Annotated in this window: 17 protein-coding genes; 12 read left to right on the top strand and 5 right to left on the bottom strand. The window is 69.8% G+C overall.

What is annotated here, in order from left to right:
* From H0U68_RS19380 to H0U68_RS19350, 7 genes are all read left to right on the top strand, one after another.
* Nucleotides 1-357 (top strand): ROK family protein (locus tag H0U68_RS19380; RefSeq protein ID WP_296358543.1); only part of this gene is annotated, 357 nt, incomplete at its 5' end.
* The gene (locus H0U68_RS19375) at nucleotides 354-1,841 is read left to right on the top strand and encodes a sugar ABC transporter ATP-binding protein (protein ID WP_296358542.1); all 1,488 of its coding nucleotides are present in this window, start codon (nucleotides 354-356) and stop codon (nucleotides 1,839-1,841) included. The genes H0U68_RS19380 and H0U68_RS19375, both read left to right, overlap by 4 nt.
* Nucleotides 1,822-2,829, top strand: coding sequence for an ABC transporter permease (locus H0U68_RS19370; RefSeq protein ID WP_296358541.1), 1,008 nt, complete (start codon nucleotides 1,822-1,824; stop codon nucleotides 2,827-2,829). Before H0U68_RS19375 ends, H0U68_RS19370 begins: the two co-directional genes overlap by 20 nt.
* 42 nt (nucleotides 2,830-2,871) lie before the next feature.
* Nucleotides 2,872-3,837, top strand: coding sequence for a substrate-binding domain-containing protein (locus H0U68_RS19365; RefSeq protein WP_296358540.1), 966 nt, complete (start codon nucleotides 2,872-2,874; stop codon nucleotides 3,835-3,837).
* A gap of 141 nt (nucleotides 3,838-3,978) precedes the next feature.
* Nucleotides 3,979-4,986 (top strand): sugar phosphate isomerase/epimerase, encoded by a 1,008-nt coding sequence (locus H0U68_RS19360; RefSeq protein ID WP_296358539.1) that lies wholly within the window; start codon nucleotides 3,979-3,981, stop codon nucleotides 4,984-4,986.
* A 47-nt stretch (nucleotides 4,987-5,033) separates the two neighbouring features.
* Nucleotides 5,034-6,182 carry a Gfo/Idh/MocA family oxidoreductase gene (locus H0U68_RS19355; protein WP_296358544.1) on the top strand — a complete coding sequence of 383 codons (1,149 nt, stop codon included), beginning with the start codon at nucleotides 5,034-5,036 and terminating at the stop codon, nucleotides 6,180-6,182.
* Between the two features lie 5 nt (nucleotides 6,183-6,187).
* The gene (locus H0U68_RS19350) at nucleotides 6,188-6,724 is read left to right on the top strand and encodes a DUF2867 domain-containing protein (protein WP_296358538.1); all 537 of its coding nucleotides are present in this window, start codon (nucleotides 6,188-6,190) and stop codon (nucleotides 6,722-6,724) included.
* Here H0U68_RS19350 and argJ read toward each other — a convergent pair.
* A complete protein-coding gene (gene argJ / locus H0U68_RS19345; protein ID WP_296358537.1) occupies nucleotides 6,712-7,977 on the bottom strand; it encodes a bifunctional glutamate N-acetyltransferase/amino-acid acetyltransferase ArgJ in 1,266 nt (421 codons plus the stop codon). The genes H0U68_RS19350 and argJ overlap by 13 nt on opposite strands.
* A gap of 47 nt (nucleotides 7,978-8,024) precedes the next feature.
* Complete coding sequence (locus H0U68_RS19340) at nucleotides 8,025-8,804, bottom strand: metallophosphoesterase (protein ID WP_296358536.1); 780 nt, start codon at nucleotides 8,802-8,804, stop codon at nucleotides 8,025-8,027.
* A gap of 177 nt (nucleotides 8,805-8,981) precedes the next feature.
* Between H0U68_RS19340 and H0U68_RS19335 the strand changes: the two genes are divergently transcribed.
* Nucleotides 8,982-9,917 (top strand): nucleotidyltransferase, encoded by a 936-nt coding sequence (locus H0U68_RS19335; protein WP_296358535.1) that lies wholly within the window; start codon nucleotides 8,982-8,984, stop codon nucleotides 9,915-9,917.
* On the opposite strand, the gene H0U68_RS19330 is transcribed toward H0U68_RS19335, so the two are convergent.
* The 3 genes from H0U68_RS19330 to H0U68_RS19320 are packed head-to-tail and all read right to left on the bottom strand — an operon-like array spanning nucleotide 9,883 to nucleotide 11,970.
* The gene (locus H0U68_RS19330; protein WP_296358534.1) at nucleotides 9,883-10,389 is read right to left on the bottom strand and encodes a TPM domain-containing protein; all 507 of its coding nucleotides are present in this window, start codon (nucleotides 10,387-10,389) and stop codon (nucleotides 9,883-9,885) included. The genes H0U68_RS19335 and H0U68_RS19330 overlap by 35 nt on opposite strands.
* Nucleotides 10,389-11,309 (bottom strand): YgcG family protein, encoded by a 921-nt coding sequence (locus tag H0U68_RS19325; protein ID WP_296358533.1) that lies wholly within the window; start codon nucleotides 11,307-11,309, stop codon nucleotides 10,389-10,391. The genes H0U68_RS19330 and H0U68_RS19325 overlap by 1 nt, the downstream gene beginning before the upstream one ends.
* A gap of 7 nt (nucleotides 11,310-11,316) precedes the next feature.
* Nucleotides 11,317-11,970, bottom strand: coding sequence for a LemA family protein (locus H0U68_RS19320; RefSeq protein WP_296358532.1), 654 nt, complete (start codon nucleotides 11,968-11,970; stop codon nucleotides 11,317-11,319).
* Nucleotides 11,971-12,028: 58 nt separating this feature from the next.
* Between H0U68_RS19320 and H0U68_RS19315 the strand changes: the two genes are divergently transcribed.
* From H0U68_RS19315 to H0U68_RS19300, 4 genes are all read left to right on the top strand, one after another.
* Nucleotides 12,029-12,772 carry a hypothetical protein gene (locus H0U68_RS19315; RefSeq protein ID WP_296358531.1) on the top strand — a complete coding sequence of 248 codons (744 nt, stop codon included), beginning with the start codon at nucleotides 12,029-12,031 and terminating at the stop codon, nucleotides 12,770-12,772.
* Nucleotides 12,773-12,820: 48 nt separating this feature from the next.
* Complete coding sequence (locus H0U68_RS19310) at nucleotides 12,821-13,270, top strand: nuclear transport factor 2 family protein (RefSeq protein ID WP_296358530.1); 450 nt, start codon at nucleotides 12,821-12,823, stop codon at nucleotides 13,268-13,270.
* On the top strand, nucleotides 13,271-14,398 hold the full coding sequence (locus H0U68_RS19305) for an alpha/beta fold hydrolase (RefSeq protein ID WP_296358529.1): 1,128 nt from the start codon (nucleotides 13,271-13,273) through the stop codon (nucleotides 14,396-14,398).
* A 108-nt stretch (nucleotides 14,399-14,506) separates the two neighbouring features.
* Nucleotides 14,507-16,498, top strand: coding sequence for a gamma-glutamyltransferase family protein (locus H0U68_RS19300; RefSeq protein WP_296358528.1), 1,992 nt, complete (start codon nucleotides 14,507-14,509; stop codon nucleotides 16,496-16,498).
* Nucleotides 16,499-16,635: the final 137 nt, after the last annotated feature.

Raw genomic sequence — 16,635 nt, 5'->3', positions numbered from 1 at the left:
GAGATGCTGCGCGGCAACGGCGGGCGCCTGAGCGCCACCGACGTCGGCCAGGCCAGCCGCAGCGGCGACGCGGCGGCCAACGCCATCATCCAGCACGCCGGCAGCCTGATCGGCCAGATGCTGGCCTCGGTGGTGAACTTCTTCAACCCGTCGCACGTGTTCATCGGCGGCGGCGTCACGCAGATCGGGCCGCTGTTCCTGGCCTCGGTGCGGCAAAGCGTCTACCAGCGCTCGCTGGCGCTGTCCACGCGGCACCTGGAGATCCAGTATTCGCCGCTGGGCAGCAGCGCGGGGCTCACCGGCACCGGCGTGCTGGCGATGCAGGAGGCCCTGCGCCTGCCGGGAGCGCGCGCATGAGCCTTTCGGTCGCGTTCGAGGATGTCACCAAGTCCTTCGGGCCGGTGCAGGTGCTGCACGGCGTGAGCTTCGCGCTGGCGCCGGGGCGCGTGGTCGGTTTGCTGGGCGAGAACGGCGCGGGCAAGTCCACCCTGATGAAGATCCTGGCCGGCTACGAGCAACCCACCGGCGGCACGGTGCGCATCGACGGCCAGCCGCTGCGCTTCGCCAGTTCGCGCGAAGCGCAGGCGCAGGGCATCGTGCTGATCCACCAGGAGTTCAACCTGGCGGAAGACCTCACCGTGGCGCAGAACGTGTTCCTCGGCCACGAGATCAGGCGCGGGCTGCTGCTGGACGAACGCGCGATGGCGCAGCAGACGCGCGAGGTGCTGGCGCAGGTTGGCCTCGACGTCGCGCCCGACAAGCGCGTGCGCGAGCTGATCGTGGCCGAAAAGCAGCTGGTGGAAATCGCCAAGGCGCTGGCGCGGCGCGCGAAGCTGCTGGTGATGGACGAGCCCACCGCCACGCTCACGCCCGGCGAAACCGAGCGCCTCTTCGCGCTGATCGCGCGGCTGAAAGCGGGCGGCACGACCATCGTCTACATCTCGCACAAGCTCGACGAGGTGGAGCGCATCACCGACGAGATCGTGGTGATGCGCGACGGCCGCTTCGTCGCGCGCCGCGCGACGGCGGACATCGGCCGGCGCGAAATGGCCAACTTGATGGTCGGCCGCGAACTCGCCGACCTGTTTCCGGACAAGCAGCCCGCGCCGGCCGATGCGCCAGTGCTGCTGCGCGTGCGCAACCTGAACGTGCCGGGCTGGGCGCACGACGTGAGCTTCGAGGTACGCGCCGGTGAAATCCTGGGCTTCGCGGGCCTCGTGGGTGCCGGGCGCACGGAGCTGTTCGAAGGCTTGCTGGGCCTGCGCCCGTGTGACGCCGACGTGGTGGAAATCGCCGGCCATGCCGCGCAGCCGGACAGCCCGCGCGCCGCCGCGGCCGAAGGCCTCACGTATCTGAGCGAAGACCGCAAGGGCAAGGGCCTGCATGTGCAGTTTCCGCTGGCGGCCAACCTCACGCTGATGGACCTCAAGCGCTACGCGAAGCCGTGGCTGTCGCCCGCCGCGGAGCAGCAGGCGCTGCGCACCGCGGTGGCGGAGTTCGGCATCCGCACCGGCTCGCTCGACGCGCGCGCCTCGCAGCTGTCCGGCGGCAACCAGCAGAAGCTGGCGCTGGCGAAAGTGCTGCAGCCGCAGCCCAAGGTGGTGGTGCTCGACGAGCCGACGCGCGGCGTGGACGTGGGCGCCAAGCGCGACATCTATTTCCTCATCCGCAAGCTGTCGGGCGAAGGCCGCGCGGTGGTGGTGATCTCCTCCGAGCTGCCGGAGCTGATCGGCCTGTGCCACCGCGTCGCCGTCATGCGCGCGGGGCGCATCGCGGCGACCCTGGAGCAGGACCAATTGAACGAACAGGAGCTGATCGGCCATGCCACCGGAACACGCTGAAGGCGCAACGGCCCGCCGCGCCGCGGGCGCCGGCTTCTGGAGCCGCCTGCATGGTGCCGGGCCGGTCATCGGCCTGGTGCTGCTGTGCATCGCGGGCACCGCGCTCAACGGCGAATTCGCCACCTTGGACAATGCGCTGAACGTGCTCACGCGCACCGCCTTCATCGGCATCATCGCGGTGGGCATGTGCTTCGTCATCATCTCCGGCGGCATCGACCTGTCGGTGGGCTCGATGGCGGCGCTGATCGCCGGCTGCGTGATCCTGCTGATGAACAGCCTGGCGGCCAGCATCGCGTCGCCGGTGCTGGTGGTGGCGCTGGGCATACTGCTGGCGCTGGTGCTGGGCTGCGCGTTCGGGCTGGCGCACGGCCTGCTCATCACCAAGGGCCGCATCGAGCCCTTCATCGTGACGCTGGGCACCCTGGGCATCTTCCGCGCCTACCTCACCTACTTCGCCAACGGCGGCGCCATCACGCTGGACAACGCGCTGGCCGACGTCTACAGCCCGGTGTATTACGCCAGCGTGCTGGGGCTGCCGATTCCGGTGTGGGTGTTCGCGGTGGTGGCGCTGGCGGGCGGCTTCGTCCTCAACCGCACGGCCTTCGGCCGCTACGTGCAGGCCATCGGCTCCAACGAGCAGGTGGCGCGCTACGCCGCGGTGGACGTGGACCGCGTGAAGATCCTCACCTACATGCTGCTCGGCCTGTGCGTGGGCATTGCCACCCTGCTGTACGTGCCGCGCCTGGGCTCGGCCTCGCCCACCACCGGCCTGCTGTGGGAGCTGGAGGCGATTGCCGCCGTCATCGTCGGCGGCACCGCGCTCAAGGGCGGCGCGGGCAGCATCACCGGCACCGTGGTTGGCGCGGTGCTGCTGTCCGTCATCAGCAACATCCTCAACCTCACCAGCATCATCAGCGTGTACCTGAACGCGGCGGTGCAGGGCTTCGTGATCATCGTGGTGGCCTTCCTGCAGCGGGGCCGCCGGTAAAGAGTGCTTTCCCACACCACTGACTTTCAACAGGAGACAACAATGAAACTGTTCACCCGCCGGCTGGCCCTTTCGGCCACCGCCATCGCCCTTGCCGTCGGCGCGCTGCCGGCTCTCGCGCAGAACAAGGTGACGCTGGGCGTCGCCATCCCCGCGGCCACGCACGGCTTCACGGGCGGCATCGTCTACTGGGCCAACCAGGCCAAGAAGGACCTGGAGAAGGCGAATCCCGGACTGCAGGTGATCGTGAAGACGGCGGCCAACGCGTCGGAGCAGGCCAACCAGCTGCAGGACCTGGTGACAGTCAACAAGATCAACGCGCTGGTGATCTTCCCGTTCGAGTCGGCGGCGCTGACCAAGCCGGTGGCGCAGGTGAAGGGCAAGGGCATCTACGTGACGGTGGTCGACCGCGGCCTGACCGACACCAGCGCGCAGGACGCGTACGTGGCCGGCGACAACACCGCGTTCGGCAAGATCCCGGCCGAGTTCATCGCCAAGGAACTGGGCGGCAAGGGCAACGTGGTGGCGCTGCGCGGCATCCCGACCACGCTGGACAACGAGCGCATGGACGCCTTCAACGCGGTGCTGAAGAACTACCCGGACATCAAGCTGCTGGACGCCAAGCACGCCAACTGGAACCGCGACGACGCCTTCAAGGTCACGCAGGACTTCCTCACGCGCTTCAAGCAGATCGACGCCATCTGGGCGGCCGACGACGACATGGCCATCGGCGTGCTGAAAGCCATCGAGCAGGCCAAGCGCAAGGACATCAAGATCGTGTTCGGCGGCGCCGGCGCCAAGGGCATGGTGAAGACGCTGATGGACGGCAGCAACCCGCTGATCCGCGCCAACGTGTCGTACTCGCCGAAGTTCATCTACGACGCGGTGAAGCTCACCGCCGAGGCGCGGCTCAAGGGCGACAAGCTGCCGGCCACCACCATCATTCCCTCGGTGCTGATCACCAAGGCGAACGCAAAGAACTTCTACTTCCCCGACTCGCCGTTTTAATCACTTTGAAAAGTCGCTGTGCGACTTTTCAAAGTGGCCTGATATGTGCGGGGAGGCCCGGCGGAGCCGGATCCTCCCCGCAAGGGAAGTCGCGCTGCACGTTGTTTCGCGCGACGTTGTTGCCGCTAGCGGAGTATCACGATGGCAAGACCCGTCACTCTTTTTACCGGCCAATGGGCCGATCTTCCTCTCGCCGAGCTGGCGTCGCTGGCTAAGGGCATGGGCTACGACGGCCTGGAGCTGGCCTGCTGGGGCGACCACTTCAACGTGCAGGAGGCGCTTGCCTCGCCTGGCTATGTGCAGGGCCGGTGGGCGCTGCTGCGCGAGCACGGCCTGACCTGCCTGGCCATCGGCAACCACCTGGTGGGCCAGGCGGTGTGCGACCGCATCGACGAGCGGCACAAGTCCATCCTGCCCGCGCACGTGTGGGGCGACGGCGACCCCGAGGGCGTGCGGCAGCGCGCCGCGCGCGAGCTGGCCGACACGGCGCGCGCGGCGGCGGCGTTCGGCGTGAAGACCGTCACCGGCTTCACCGGCTCGTCGATCTGGCATGCGACGTATGCGTTCCCGCCGACCTCGCAGGCGTACTGGGACGCCGGCTTCGCCGACTTCGCGCAGCGCTTCATGCCGATCCTGCAGGCCTTCGAGCAGGCCGACGTGAACTTCGCGCTGGAAGTGCACCCGACCGAGATCGCGTTCGACATCGCCACCAGCACGCGCGCGTTGCGCGCGGCGGGCGGCCACAGGCGCTTCGGCTTCAATTTCGACCCCAGCCACCTGGCCTACCAGGGCGTGGACTACGTGAAGTTCCTGCGCATGTTCAGCGAGCGCATTTACAACGTGCACATGAAGGACGTGTGGTGGGGCCGCGGCGACGGCACCGTCGGCGTGTTCGGCGGCCACACCAGCTTCGGGGACGCGCGGCGGCATTGGGACTTCCGCAGCGTCGGCCGCGGGCTGGTGGATTTCGAATCCATCATCGTCGCGCTCAACGACATCGGCTACGCCGGCCCGCTGTCGGTGGAGTGGGAAGACAGCCGCATGGACCGCGTGCACGGCGCGACCGAGAGCGCGGCTTTCTGCAAGCGGCTGGACTTCAAGCCGGCCGCCGGCGCCTTCGACGCCGTGTTCGCGCGGGAGAACCCGTGACCGGAACATCCACCGCGCAAGCCGCCGCGCGCAGGCTGCGCTACGCCATGGTGGGCGGCGGGCAGGGCGCCTTCATCGGCGCCGTGCACCGCCACGCGATGGCGCTGGACGGGCAGTTCGAACTGGTCGCCGGCGCCTTGTCGTCCACGCCCGACAAGGCGCATGCCTCGGGCCGCGAACTCGGATTGCCCGACGGCCGCAACCACGGCGACTGGCAGGCGCTGCTGGCCGACGAACTGCGGCGGCCGGCGCACGAGCGCATCGACTTCGTCTGCATCGTCACGCCCAACCACCTGCATTACCCGGTGGCGCTGGCGTTCGCCGAGGCCGGCTTCCACGTGGTGTGCGACAAGCCGCTGGTGCACACCGGCGAGCAGGCGCGCGCGCTGGCCGAAACCGTCGCGCGGCAGCGCACGGTGTTCGCCGTCACCTACAACTACACCGGCTATCCGATGGTGCGCCAGGCGCGCGACATGGTGCGCGCCGGCGAACTGGGCACGCTGCGCAAGGTCGTGGTCGAGTACCACCAGGGCTGGCTGGCCGGCGCCGAGGAAGCCGCGGGCAACAAGCAGGCCGCGTGGCGCATGGACCCCAAGCAAGGCGGCGCCGGTGGCGCCATCGGCGACATCGGCTCGCATGCCGAGAACCTGGTGAGCACGGTCACGGGGCTGGAGATCGAGGCGGTGTGCGCGGACCTGGGCGCGCTGGTGCCCGGCCGGCAACTGGACGACGACGCCGCCGTTCTGCTGCGTTTCGCCGGCGGCGCGCGTGGCGTGCTGACGGCATCGCAGATCATGACGGGGCTGGAGAACGCGCTGCGGCTGCGCGTGTCGGGCACGCGCGGCACCATCGAGTGGAACCAGGAGGAGCCGAACCGGCTGCTTCATTTTCCGGACGACGGGCCGGCGCGAATTTTGACGCGGGCGTCGCCCTGGCTGAGCGAAGCGGCGCGCGCGGCGTCGCGGATTCCGCCCGGGCATCCGGAGGGATTCCTAGAGGCGTTCGCCAACGTGTACCTCGGTGTCGCTGCGGCGATCCGTGCGCTGCAGGGTGTGGCGCCTGCGAACGCTGCGCACCATGTGCACCCGGGCATTGCCGACGGTCTGCGCGGCGTGCGCTTCATCGAGGCCGTGGTTGCTTCGGCGGCCAGCGAAACGAAGTGGACACCCTTGCATCCCGGGCGCGCTGCACAATGAGCGCCATGCCCTCCCAACCCAAGTCCGTGCCGCTGCCCGCGGAGTCTCGCCTCCGCCAGGTCTATGACCGCACCGACCTGGCGGATGCGTACGCGATCGTCCTGCCGCGCGGGACGTCCAGCGACCCGGAACTGCTCGCCAGATTCGTGTTCTCGCACCAGCCGCGCTGGGTGTCGGCCCTGATGGAGGTGCGCGATACCGTGGTCGCGGGGTTCGGGCTCAAGACCGGCCGCAGCCTGCGGTCGCCCGAACAGCAACGCGGGCGGATCGGCATCTTCCGCGTGTACGAAACCAGCGCGCGCGAAGTGATCATGGGCGAGGACGACAAGCACCTGGACTTCAGGGCGTCGGTCTTCTACCGTGCCGCCTCGGACGAGCCGGCCGCCGAAGCGCACCTGGTGCTGTCGACTGTCGTGCACTGCCACAACCTGCTGGGACGCAGCTACTTGACGCTTATCGCGCCGTTCCACCGGATGGTGGTGCAGGCCTTCCTGCGCAAAGCAGCGAAGGCCGGCTGGCCGCGCGCGCCTCAGCTCGTGTAGTCGGCGTTCTCTTTCACGTAGTCGTAACTCAGGTCGCAGCCCCAGGCGGTCCAGCTGCCGTCGCCTTCGCCGAGATCGACCTCGATGTCGATCTTCTTGCGTGCGCGCATGTCGGCCGACAGTTCCTTCAGCTGCAGCGGCACCGCTTCGCCCTTGGCGAACAGCGTGGCGCTGCCCATGCGGATCGTCACGCGGCGCACGTCGATGGTGCCGGTCTGCTCCTGGCCCGGCTTGCCGATGGCCATGGCGATGCGGCCCCAGTTGGGGTCGCAGCCGAACACCGCGGTCTTCACCAGCGGCGAGTTGATGATCATGCGCGCCACCTCGCGCGCGTTCTTCGTGGACACGGCGCCGCTCACGCGCGCCTCGATCAGCTTGGTGGCGCCCTCGGCGCCGTAGACCACGTCGACCGCCAGCTTGAGCATCATCGCGCCCAGCGCGGCCTCGAAGTCGCGCAGCCGCTCCGGCGTGGCGGGCACGGTGCCGGTAGAAAACGCGATCAGCGAGTCGCTGGTGCTGGTATCGCTGTCCACGCTGATGCTGTTGAAGGTCTTGTCGGCCGTGCGCACCAGCATTTGCTGCAGTTCGGCCTGTTCCACGGCGAGGTCGGTGAAGAAGTACACCAGCATGGTCGCCATGTTCGGCTCGATCATGCCGGCGCCTTTGGCCATGGCCGCCACGTTCACACCGCCGAACTGCATCGAGCACACCTTGGGGCCTTTGTCGGTGGTGAGGATGGCCTGTGCCACCTCGGGCACCAGGCCCGGCTGCAGCGTGTCCAGCGCCTTGCGCACGCCGGCCTCCACCACCTCCATCGGCAGCTTCACGCCGATCACGCCGGTGCAGGAGATCATCACGTCGCTCACGGGCGCGCCGATGTGGCCGGCCACCAGGCCGCACACCTTCAGCGCGTTCTCGCGGTCGGTCGGCGTGAAGGCATTGGCGTTCTTGCTCAGCACCACCAGGGCCTGGGCGCGGCCATCGGCGATGTGCTCGCGGTCGATCAGCACCGCGGGCGCGGCGCTGCGGTTCTTGGTGAAGATGCCGGCGGCGGCGCCGGGCTTGTCCATCACCACCACGCAGGTGTCGTAGACGTCGGCGTACTTGATGCCGGCCTTGACCGCGGCGCTGCGCAGGCCCTGCGGCTGGCACGACAGGTCGCGGCGCAGCGCGACCTCTTTTCCTTCGGTGACGGACGCGATCCGGTAGTCCGTCGCATTCGGATCGCCGTCTTCGGGCAACTGGACCAGCACACGCTCAAATATCGACACAGGATTCCTTTCGCTCGCAGGCGGCGAAACTATACCTGCGCGGCCGGTGCCTCCGCCGGCGCCTGCGTTGTCTCGCGCGGCAGCTCGAACAGGCGGAACGGCGGCTGCTCCGGGCGGCTGCGCTGCAGCAGCGGCTTGGCCACGTTGTACACGGGCACGCCGTTGATGGTGCGGCCTTCCAGCGTGCCGCGGTGCGCGTGGCCGTGGAACACCGCGTCCACCGGGTAGCGCAGCAGCGGGTCTTCCAGCCGGCTGCTGCCCAGGAACGGGAAGATCTCGCGCGGCTCGCCTTCGATGGTTGCCGCGATCGGCGAATAGTGCAGCAAGGCGATGCGCCGCGGCGTGCGCAGCTTGGCCAGTGCGGCCTCCAGCTTCATTGCCTCCTTCATCGCTTCCTGCACGAACAGCTTGATGGCCGACTCGCCCCAGGCGCCCAGCGAGCCGCGACCGAAGCCGCCGGCAAAGCCCTTGGCGCCCGCGATGCCCACGCCCTCGATCTCGCATGCCTCGCCGTCGAGCACGCGCGCGCCGATGCGGGTGAGGGCCTCAGTCACGATCTCCGGCGTGCCGGATTCGAAATCGTGGTTGCCCAGCACGGCGACGATCGGCACCTTCACCACCGACAGTTCATCGGCCAGCACCTGCGCTTCCTCGGCGGTGCCGTAGTCGGTAAGGTCGCCGCACAGCAGCAGCACGTCGGCCGCTTCCGAGGCCTGCGCGAAAAAGGCGCGCAGCGTGCCGGCCATGTCCTTGTTCACGTGGATGTCGCCGACGGCCGCGAAGCGCACGCTGGTGGCGGATTTGCCCATGGTTCAGTTTCAGTGCAGAGGATGAGCCCATCATGACGCGCACCCCGCGCCATGGCGCTCGTCCATCGGCCGCGCCGGCTGTAGGCCGCCGCCGACGTTTCTTCAGGCTGCCCATCCGCTTCGCGATGGCGCTCCGGCTGAGGGCGCATCCGGCATGCGCTGCTTAACCTGCCTCGCATGAGCACCCCCACACAGCTGGCACCGTCCCTCGAGGACGAAGTCCATCCCGCCACCGCGGCCTTCTACCGGCGCGCGCTGCAGCTGCTGGTGGACGCGCAGGTGCCCTTCCTGGTGGGTGGCGCCTTTGCCCATGCCTGCTTCACCGGCATCCGCCGCTCCACCAAGGACCTGGACCTGTTCATCAAGCGCGAGGACTACGAGCGCGTCACCGCGCTGGCCCGGGCCGAGGGCTGGACCACCGAGATCCCGTACCCGCACTGGCTGGGCAAGATCTATTGCGGCGAGGACTTCATCGACCTCATCTACAACTCGGGCAACGGCGTCACGCCGGTGGACGACAAGTGGTTCCGCGACAACGCGCAAGCCGACATCCTGGGCGTGCCGGTGATGCTGGCCAACATGGAGGACGGCCTGCTGTCCAAGGCCTTCATCATGGAGCGCGAGCGCTACGACGGCGCCGACATCGCGCACCTGATCCAGGCCAACGCCGAGAACATCGACTGGAAGGGCCTGCTGGAGCGCTTCGGCCCCAATTGGCGCGTGCTGCTGGCGCACCTGACCTTGTTCGGCTTCATCTATCCCGGCGAGCGCCACCGCGTGCCGCGCTGGCTGATGGAAACGCTGATGGGCCGCCTGTCGGCCGAGCTGAAGGAGGGCGCACCGGAAGACCGCCACATCTGCGCCGGCACGCTGCTGTCGCGCGAGCAGTACCTGCACGACGTCGAGCGGCTGGGCTACGTGGACGGCCGCCTGACGCCGGCCAGCACCATGACGCCGGAAGACGTGGCGGTGTGGACGGAAGCGATTCCGGCGCGGCAGGAAGCGTCGGCGGAAGACCTGCCGGCGCAGGACGCAGCCGGTATTGCCATTGACGCGGCTGCTGCCAGCGCCGTGGGCGTCAGCCCAGCACAGGTTCGTCCGGCAGCTCGTTGACGTCGGCCTCGCCCGCGGCCAGCGGGAAGTGCCGCACCAGCAGCGCGGAGACTTCTTCCAGCGCCTGCGTGAGACCGTCCTCGAAACGGCCCGCATGCAGGTTGCTAGACATGCGCGCCACGATCTCGCGCCATTGCGCGTCGCTCACCTGGCGCTTCAGGCCGCGGTCGGCCACGATCTCGATGGCGCGTTCGGCCAGCAGCAGGTAGACCAGCACGCCGTTGTTGTGCTCGGTGTCCCAGACGCCCAGCTTGCCGAACATCGCCACCGCGCGCTCGCGCGCCGTGGCTTCGCGCCACAGGTAGCTCATGGGCAGGCCGGCTTCCACGCACAGCCGGACCTCGCCACTGTGCCGTTTCTCGCTGGCGGCCACGCGGCGCGTCAGGCGCTCCAGCATGTCCGGCGGGATCGCCTTGCGGGTGTCTTTCTCGTCCAGCCAGCGGTGCCGGAACATGCGCATGAGGTTCGGCATCACCAGCTTCCCGAGGCGCCGCCGCCCCCAAAATCGCCACCGCCACCGGAGCTGAAGCCTCCACCGCCGCCCCCGCCGCCGAAGCCACCACCGCCACCGCCGAAGCCGCCGCCGCCGATCCACGGCCCGCCGCCGAAGCCGCCGCGCCGGCCGCCCATGCCCATGCCGGAGAACAGCGCCAACAGCAGGCCGCCGATGCCGGCCGCCGCCGCAATGGCGATGCTGGAGGTGGCCAGCATCGCCAGCCCGCCGACGCCGCCGCCGGTGAGCAGCGAGCCGACGCCGCGGCCGAACATGCGGCGCAGCAGGCCGCCCACGATCGGCACGCCGATGAAGGCGAAGATGGCCAGGCTGAACAGGTCGAAGCCGCCGCCGCCCGCCGCTTCGCGCCCCTGCCGTTCACGCTGCTGCGGCGGCTCGGGCAGCGTCTCGCCGCCGATGCGCGCGATCAGCTGGTCGGCCGCGGCCTGCAGGCCACCGGCGAAATCGTTCTGCTTGAAGCGCGGCGTGATGGCGTCGTCGACGATCTGCTTGGCCGCCAGGTCGGGCACCGCGCCTTCCAGCGTCTTGGCGACCTCGATGCGCACCTTGCGGTCGTTCTTGGCCACGATCACCAGCACGCCGTCGCCGACCTCCTTGCGCCCGATCTTCCAGGCGTTGGCGACGCGGTTGGCGTAGCTGGAAATGTCTTCGGGCTGCGTGGTGGGCACCAGCAGCATCGCGATCTGCGTGCCCTTCTTCTGCTCGAAGGCAGCGAGCTTGTCTTCCAGGCCCTTTTGCTGGATCGCGTCCAGCGTGCCGGTCTGGTCGATCACCCGCGCGGTGAGCTCGGGCACCGGCAGCACGCCCTGCGCGCCGGCCGGCGCGAACGCCGGTGACAGCGCGAACAGGACCAGGACGAGCGCGAGGAGCCGCTTCACGCCGTCGTCAGCGCGTGGGGGTGCCGGAAGCGGGCGTGGACGGCGCGGCGGGAACAACAGGCGCTGCCGGCGCGGCCGGCTTGCCGAAGTCCACCGTCGGCGGCAGGGAGATCTGCGCCTCGTTCTGCACGGTGAAGCTGGCCTTGGGTTCGTAGTGGAACACCATCGCCGTCAGGTTGGTCGGGAAGCTGCGCGCCAGCACGTTGTACTCCTGCACCGTCTGGATGTAGCGGTTGCGCGCCACCGTGATGCGGTTCTCCGTGCCTTCGAGCTGCACGCGCAGGTCGCGAAAACCCTGGTTGGCCTTCAGGTCGGGATAGCGTTCGCTCACCACCAGCAGGCGCGACAGCGCGCTGGAGAGTTCGCCCTGCGCCTGCTGGAATTTCTGGAAGGCGGCCGGGTTGTTCAGCGTCTCGGGCGTGACCTGCACCGAGGTGGCCTTGGCACGCGCCTCGATCACGCGGGTGAGCGTCTCCTGCTCGAAGTTGGCTTCGCCCTTGACGGTGGCGACCAGGTTGGGCACCAGGTCGGCGCGGCGCTGGTACTGGTTGAGTACCTCGCTCCAGGCGGACTTGGTTTGCTCGTCCAGCCGCTGGAAGTTGTTGTAGCCGCAGCCGGACAGTGCGAGCACGGAGGCAATGATGAGAAACCAGCGGTTCATGGGGAGCGTCCTTCCTTCTTCTCTTTTTTGAAGTGGGGCAGAAGGTAGCATAGATGGGATGCGCCATGACCCGCTTCAAGTGCTGCACGCAGCGCGGCCGCCAGGCCCGGCGCAGCGCAAGCCGCGGCTGCTGATCGCCGGCGCCACCGGCGTGCTCGGCAATGAAGTGCTGCGCCGCCTGGCCGGCTCCTCCGCCTTTGCGGACACGCAGGTGCTGGCGCGCGAGCCCATCATTGCAGGCCTGCGCGGCGTCGCCACCGTGGTCGTGCCACCCGCGCCGCCGTCGCAGTGGCCGCCCGGAGCCGCCGACGTCGGCATCGTGCTGTTCGACCCGCCCCGCCTGTTCTACGACCGCGAGCGCGCGCTGTGGACGCCCGAGCCGGCGCAGCTGCCCGGCCTGGCGCGCTGGCTGCACGCGAGCGGCGTGCACACGCTGGCGCTGGTTCTGCCGCACGACCAGGGGCGGCTGCCCGACGCGCTCAAGCGCGGGCTGGCCGACCTGGACGAGCAGGCGGTGGCGGCGCTGGGCTTCCAGCGGGTGGTCATCATCCGCTCGGCGCGCAAGCCGGCCGCCGCGGCGCCCAGGACGCTGGCGCACCGCCTGGCGCGCCTGATGCTGTCGGTGTTCCAGTACATGGTGCCGTCCAGCGAGCAGCCGGTGCGCGCCGCCACCGTGGCGCAGCTGCTGGCGCTGGCGCTGGAACTGGCGCCACCGGGCATCCACGTGGCCTCGCCGGAGACCGTGTGGCGGGCCGCGCAGGGCGAGGTACGCGCGGCGGTGCGCCAGTGGCTGGGCGCCTGAGCGTTCAAGCGACCGGGCACAATCGCCGCACGCTTTCGCTTTCCCCCAATGCGCAAATCCAAGCTCCAGGCGGCCAACCTCGAAGGCAATGCCGACGAGGTCGAGGCGGCCTTCTACCACGCCTTGCAGCACGCCGACATCGACAAGCTGATGGCCTGCTGGGCCGACGAGGACGACATCGTCTGCATCCATCCCGGCGGTGCGCGCGTGGTCGGCCCGCGCGCCATCCGCGCGACCTTCGAGGCCATGTTCGCCAACGGCAGCATCCGTGCCTGGCCGCAGCGCGTGCGCAAGACCGTGTCGGTGGCCAGCGCCGTGCACAGCCTGCTCGAGCGGGTGGAGGTGCTGGCCGAAGGCGGCCGCGGCGACGCCTGGGTGATCGCCACCAACGTCTATCACAAGACCGCGCAGGGCTGGCGCATGGTCGCGCACCACGCGAGCCCCGGCACGCCCAGCGAGATGCAGGAAATCTCGGACACGCCGTCCGTCCTGCACTGAGTGGACTTCGACTACGCCGCGCCACGCTGGCTGCCCGGCGGCAACCTGCAGACCATCTGGGCCGCGCTGCAGGCGCGCCGCACCTTCGGTCCGTCGCCGCGGTTCCGGCGCGAGCGCTGGGACACGCCCGACGGCGACTTCGTGCATGTGGACTGGCTCGACACCGTTCGCCCCGAGCGAGCCTCCGTTCGGGCTGAGCTATCCCCCGTTCGGGCTGAGCCTGTCGAAGCCCTTCGACAAGCTCAGGGCGAACGGGGAAGACAAGCTCAGGGCGAACGGAGAGGCCCCCAGCAGGTCCTGCTCGTCCTCTTCCACGGCCTCGAAGGCTCGTCGCGCAGCCACTATGCCGAAGCCTTCGCCGACTTCGCCGCGGCCAACGGCATGGACTATGCGGTGCCGCATTTCCGCGGCTGCGGCGGCGAGCTCAACCATGCGCCGCGCGCCTACCACTCGGGCGACCATGAAGAAATCGGCTGGATCCTGCGGCGCCTGCGCGCGCGCCATGCCGGCCCGCTGCTCGCGGTGGGCGTGTCGCTGGGCGGCAACGCGCTGATGCGCTGGGCCGCAGAGGCCGGCGACGGCGCGGCGCGCACGGCCGATGCGATCGCCTCGGTGTGTTCGCCGCTGGACCTGGCGGCCGGCGCGGTGGCGATCGGCCGCGGCTTCAACCGGCTGGTCTACACCACCATGTTCCTGCGCAGCATGAAGCCCAAGGCGCTGGCCAAGCTGGCGCAGCACCCGGGCCTGTTCGACCGCGCCACGCTGCTGGCCGCGCGCGACCTGTTCGCCTTCGACGACGTGTTCACCGCGCCGCTGCACGGCTTTCGCGACGCGCATGACTACTACGCCCGCGCGTCCGCCAAGCCGCACCTGCACCGCATCCGCATCCCGGCGCTGGTGCTGAATGCGCGCAACGATCCGTTCATTCCCGCCGCCAGCCTGCCGCGCCCCGGCGAGGTTGGCCCGCACGTCACGCTGTGGCAGCCGGCGCAGGGCGGACACGTGGGCTTCCCGGCGGGACGCTGGCCGGCGCACGTGCGCGCGATGCCGGAAGCGGTCGGCCGCTGGTTACTGCAGTACACCGCGCTGCAGCACACCTCACCGCAGCACACAGTTACGAACGGCTGAGCTTAACTCCCGGGTTTTCGCGCGTTCGCCGCGCGCGCGGCCGGACCACACTTGGTGAGCCCTTCACACCAACAGCGCCGGGCGGGCAACCGGACACAGGGAGCACACATGTCAAGACATCCAGGACGGCCGTGGTTGGGCCGCGCGCAGGCGGCGGCGTTGCTGTCGTCCTTGCTGCTGTGGGGCTGCGGCAGCAGCAGCGACGAGGGCTTGCGCCAATGCCTGCAGCCGACGGCCGACGGCTCAGTCGTGGTGGGCTCGGGCCTGCCGGGCGACCCCGCCATTCCCGAGCCGCAGTCCGGCTTCCGCCTGGGCAAGAAGGCGGTCACGGCGCGCAGCTACATGGCCGTGACGGCCAATCCGCTGGCCACCCAGGCCGCCTGCGAAACGCTGCGCGACGGCGGCAGCGCGGTGGACGCGGCGGTTGCCGCGCAGATGGTGCTGGGGCTGGTGGAGCCGCAGTCGTCGGGCATCGGCGGCAGCGCCTTCCTGATGCACTATGACGCGCGCAGCGGCACGGTGCAGTCGTACGACGGCCGCGACGCCGCGCCGGCTGCGGCCACCGAGGACTACCTGCGCTACATCAGCGCCAGCGACCACGCCAATCCGCTGCCGTCGCTGGGCAGTTCGTTCGCCAGCACGCGCGCCAGCGGCCGGTCGATCGGCGTGCCGGGCGCGCTGCGCGCGCTGGAGCTCGCGCACCAGGATTACGGCGCCAAGCCCTGGGCCAGCCTGTTCGACTTCGGCATCCGCCTGGCGACCAACGGCTTCGCCATCAGCGGGCGGATGTCCGCTGCGATTGCCGGCGCGCGCGACGACCTGCTGCGCGACCCCGACGCCACCGCGTATTTCCTGAATCCCGACTACTCGCCCAAGGCGCTCGGCGCCACGATCAAGAACCCCGCCTACGCCGGCACCCTGCAGGCCATCGCGCAGGGCGGCGCCAACGCGTTCTATACCGGCTCCATCGCGCAGGCGATCGTCGACAAGGTCAAGGCCACCAGCGGCGGCGTCACCACCACGGTGGCCATCACGCCTGGGCTGATGGAGCTGGGCGACCTGGCCGGCTACCGCGCGCTGCGCCGCCCGCCGGTGTGCATCACCTACCGCGCCAACTGGATTTGCGGCATGGGACCGCCGTCGTCGGGCGGCATCGCGGTGGCGCAGACGCTGGGCATCCTGGAGAACTTCGACCTGGCGTCGCTGGCGCCGCCGCAGGCCAACGGCGACGGCGGCCGGCCCACGGTCATGGCCGTGCACCTGATCAGCGAAGCCGAGCGCCTCGCCTACGCCGACCGCAACAAGTACGTGGCCGACACCGACTTCGTCCCGCTGCCGGGCGCGGGCGTGCCCTCGTTCCTGGACAAGAACTACCTGCGCCGGCGCGCGCAGCTGATCTCCACCACGCAGAGCATGGGCACCGCGCCGGCCGGCGAGTTCGCCGCGCCGCCGATGGGCAGCAGCGCTGGCGAAGGCAACGGCACCAGCCACCTGTCCATCGTCGACAGGTACGGCAATGCGGTGTCGATGACGACCACGGTGGAGTCCAGCCTGGGCTCGTTCCACTTCACGCGCGGCTTCGTGCTGAACAACCAGCTGACCGACTTCTCGTTCGAGCCCTCGGACGCGGCCGGCCCCATCGCCAACCGCATCCAGGGCGGCAAGCGCCCGCGCAGTTCGATGGCGCCCACGCTGGCGTTCCACCGCGCGGCCGACGGCGGCCGCGGCGACCTGCGCATGGTGACCGGCTCGCCCGGCGGCTCGACCATCATCCAGTTCGTGGTGAAGACGCTGGTCAGCGCGCTCGACTGGGGGTTCGATGCGCAGCAGGCCGCCGGCATGGTGAATTTCGGCGCCGGCAACAGCCCGACCACGGGCGTGGGCGGCGAGCATCCGGCCATCGACGTGAGCAACAGCGGCCTGAACGACCCGCTGCTGGCCGGGCTGCGCGGCATGGGCCACACGGTGTCGTTCGCCGCGCAATCCAGCGGTGCCAGCGTGGTGCTGCGCAAGGACCGGGCGCCGTACGGCAAGGTGCTGGAGGGCGGCGCCGACCCGCGGCGCGAAGGCCTGGCGCTGGGCGACCTGATCGTGCCGTAGGGTGGCTATTCCGCCGGTTGCGGTGTCGGCTGTGCGGGCTGCGGCGATGGCCGCGGCTTGGCCGGACGCGGCTGCGACGAAGCCTGTGCCTTCGACGCCGCCTGTGCCTTCGGCCGCGCCGCCGCCGAGGCCGCCAC

The sequence above is a fragment of the Ramlibacter sp. genome (genome assembly GCF_013697775.1).
In the GTDB taxonomy this organism is placed as follows: Bacteria; Pseudomonadota; Gammaproteobacteria; order Burkholderiales; family Burkholderiaceae_C; genus Ramlibacter.
This window is presented reverse-complemented; position numbering and strand designations above follow the sequence as displayed.

Bases quoted from the DNA above. Each gene is read 5' to 3' on its own strand.
- H0U68_RS19320 (WP_296358532.1), bottom strand. From the start codon at position 11,970: ATGAACCGCTGGTTTCTCATCATTGCCTCCGTGCTCGCACTGTCCGGC.
- H0U68_RS19315 (WP_296358531.1), top strand. From the start codon at position 12,029: ATGCGCCATGACCCGCTTCAAGTGCTGCACGCAGCGCGGCCGCCAGGC.
- H0U68_RS19310 (WP_296358530.1), top strand. From the start codon at position 12,821: ATGCGCAAATCCAAGCTCCAGGCGGCCAACCTCGAAGGCAATGCCGAC.
- H0U68_RS19355 (WP_296358544.1), top strand. From the start codon at position 5,034: ATGGTGGGCGGCGGGCAGGGCGCCTTCATCGGCGCCGTGCACCGCCAC.
- H0U68_RS19360 (WP_296358539.1), top strand. From the start codon at position 3,979: ATGGCAAGACCCGTCACTCTTTTTACCGGCCAATGGGCCGATCTTCCT.
- H0U68_RS19375 (WP_296358542.1), top strand. From the start codon at position 354: ATGAGCCTTTCGGTCGCGTTCGAGGATGTCACCAAGTCCTTCGGGCCG.
- H0U68_RS19350 (WP_296358538.1), top strand. From the start codon at position 6,188: ATGCCCTCCCAACCCAAGTCCGTGCCGCTGCCCGCGGAGTCTCGCCTC.
- H0U68_RS19335 (WP_296358535.1), top strand. From the start codon at position 8,982: ATGAGCACCCCCACACAGCTGGCACCGTCCCTCGAGGACGAAGTCCAT.
- H0U68_RS19330 (WP_296358534.1), bottom strand. From the start codon at position 10,389: ATGCCGAACCTCATGCGCATGTTCCGGCACCGCTGGCTGGACGAGAAA.
- H0U68_RS19370 (WP_296358541.1), top strand. From the start codon at position 1,822: ATGCCACCGGAACACGCTGAAGGCGCAACGGCCCGCCGCGCCGCGGGC.
- H0U68_RS19300 (WP_296358528.1), top strand. From the start codon at position 14,507: ATGTCAAGACATCCAGGACGGCCGTGGTTGGGCCGCGCGCAGGCGGCG.
- H0U68_RS19340 (WP_296358536.1), bottom strand. From the start codon at position 8,804: ATGGGCAAATCCGCCACCAGCGTGCGCTTCGCGGCCGTCGGCGACATC.
- H0U68_RS19365 (WP_296358540.1), top strand. From the start codon at position 2,872: ATGAAACTGTTCACCCGCCGGCTGGCCCTTTCGGCCACCGCCATCGCC.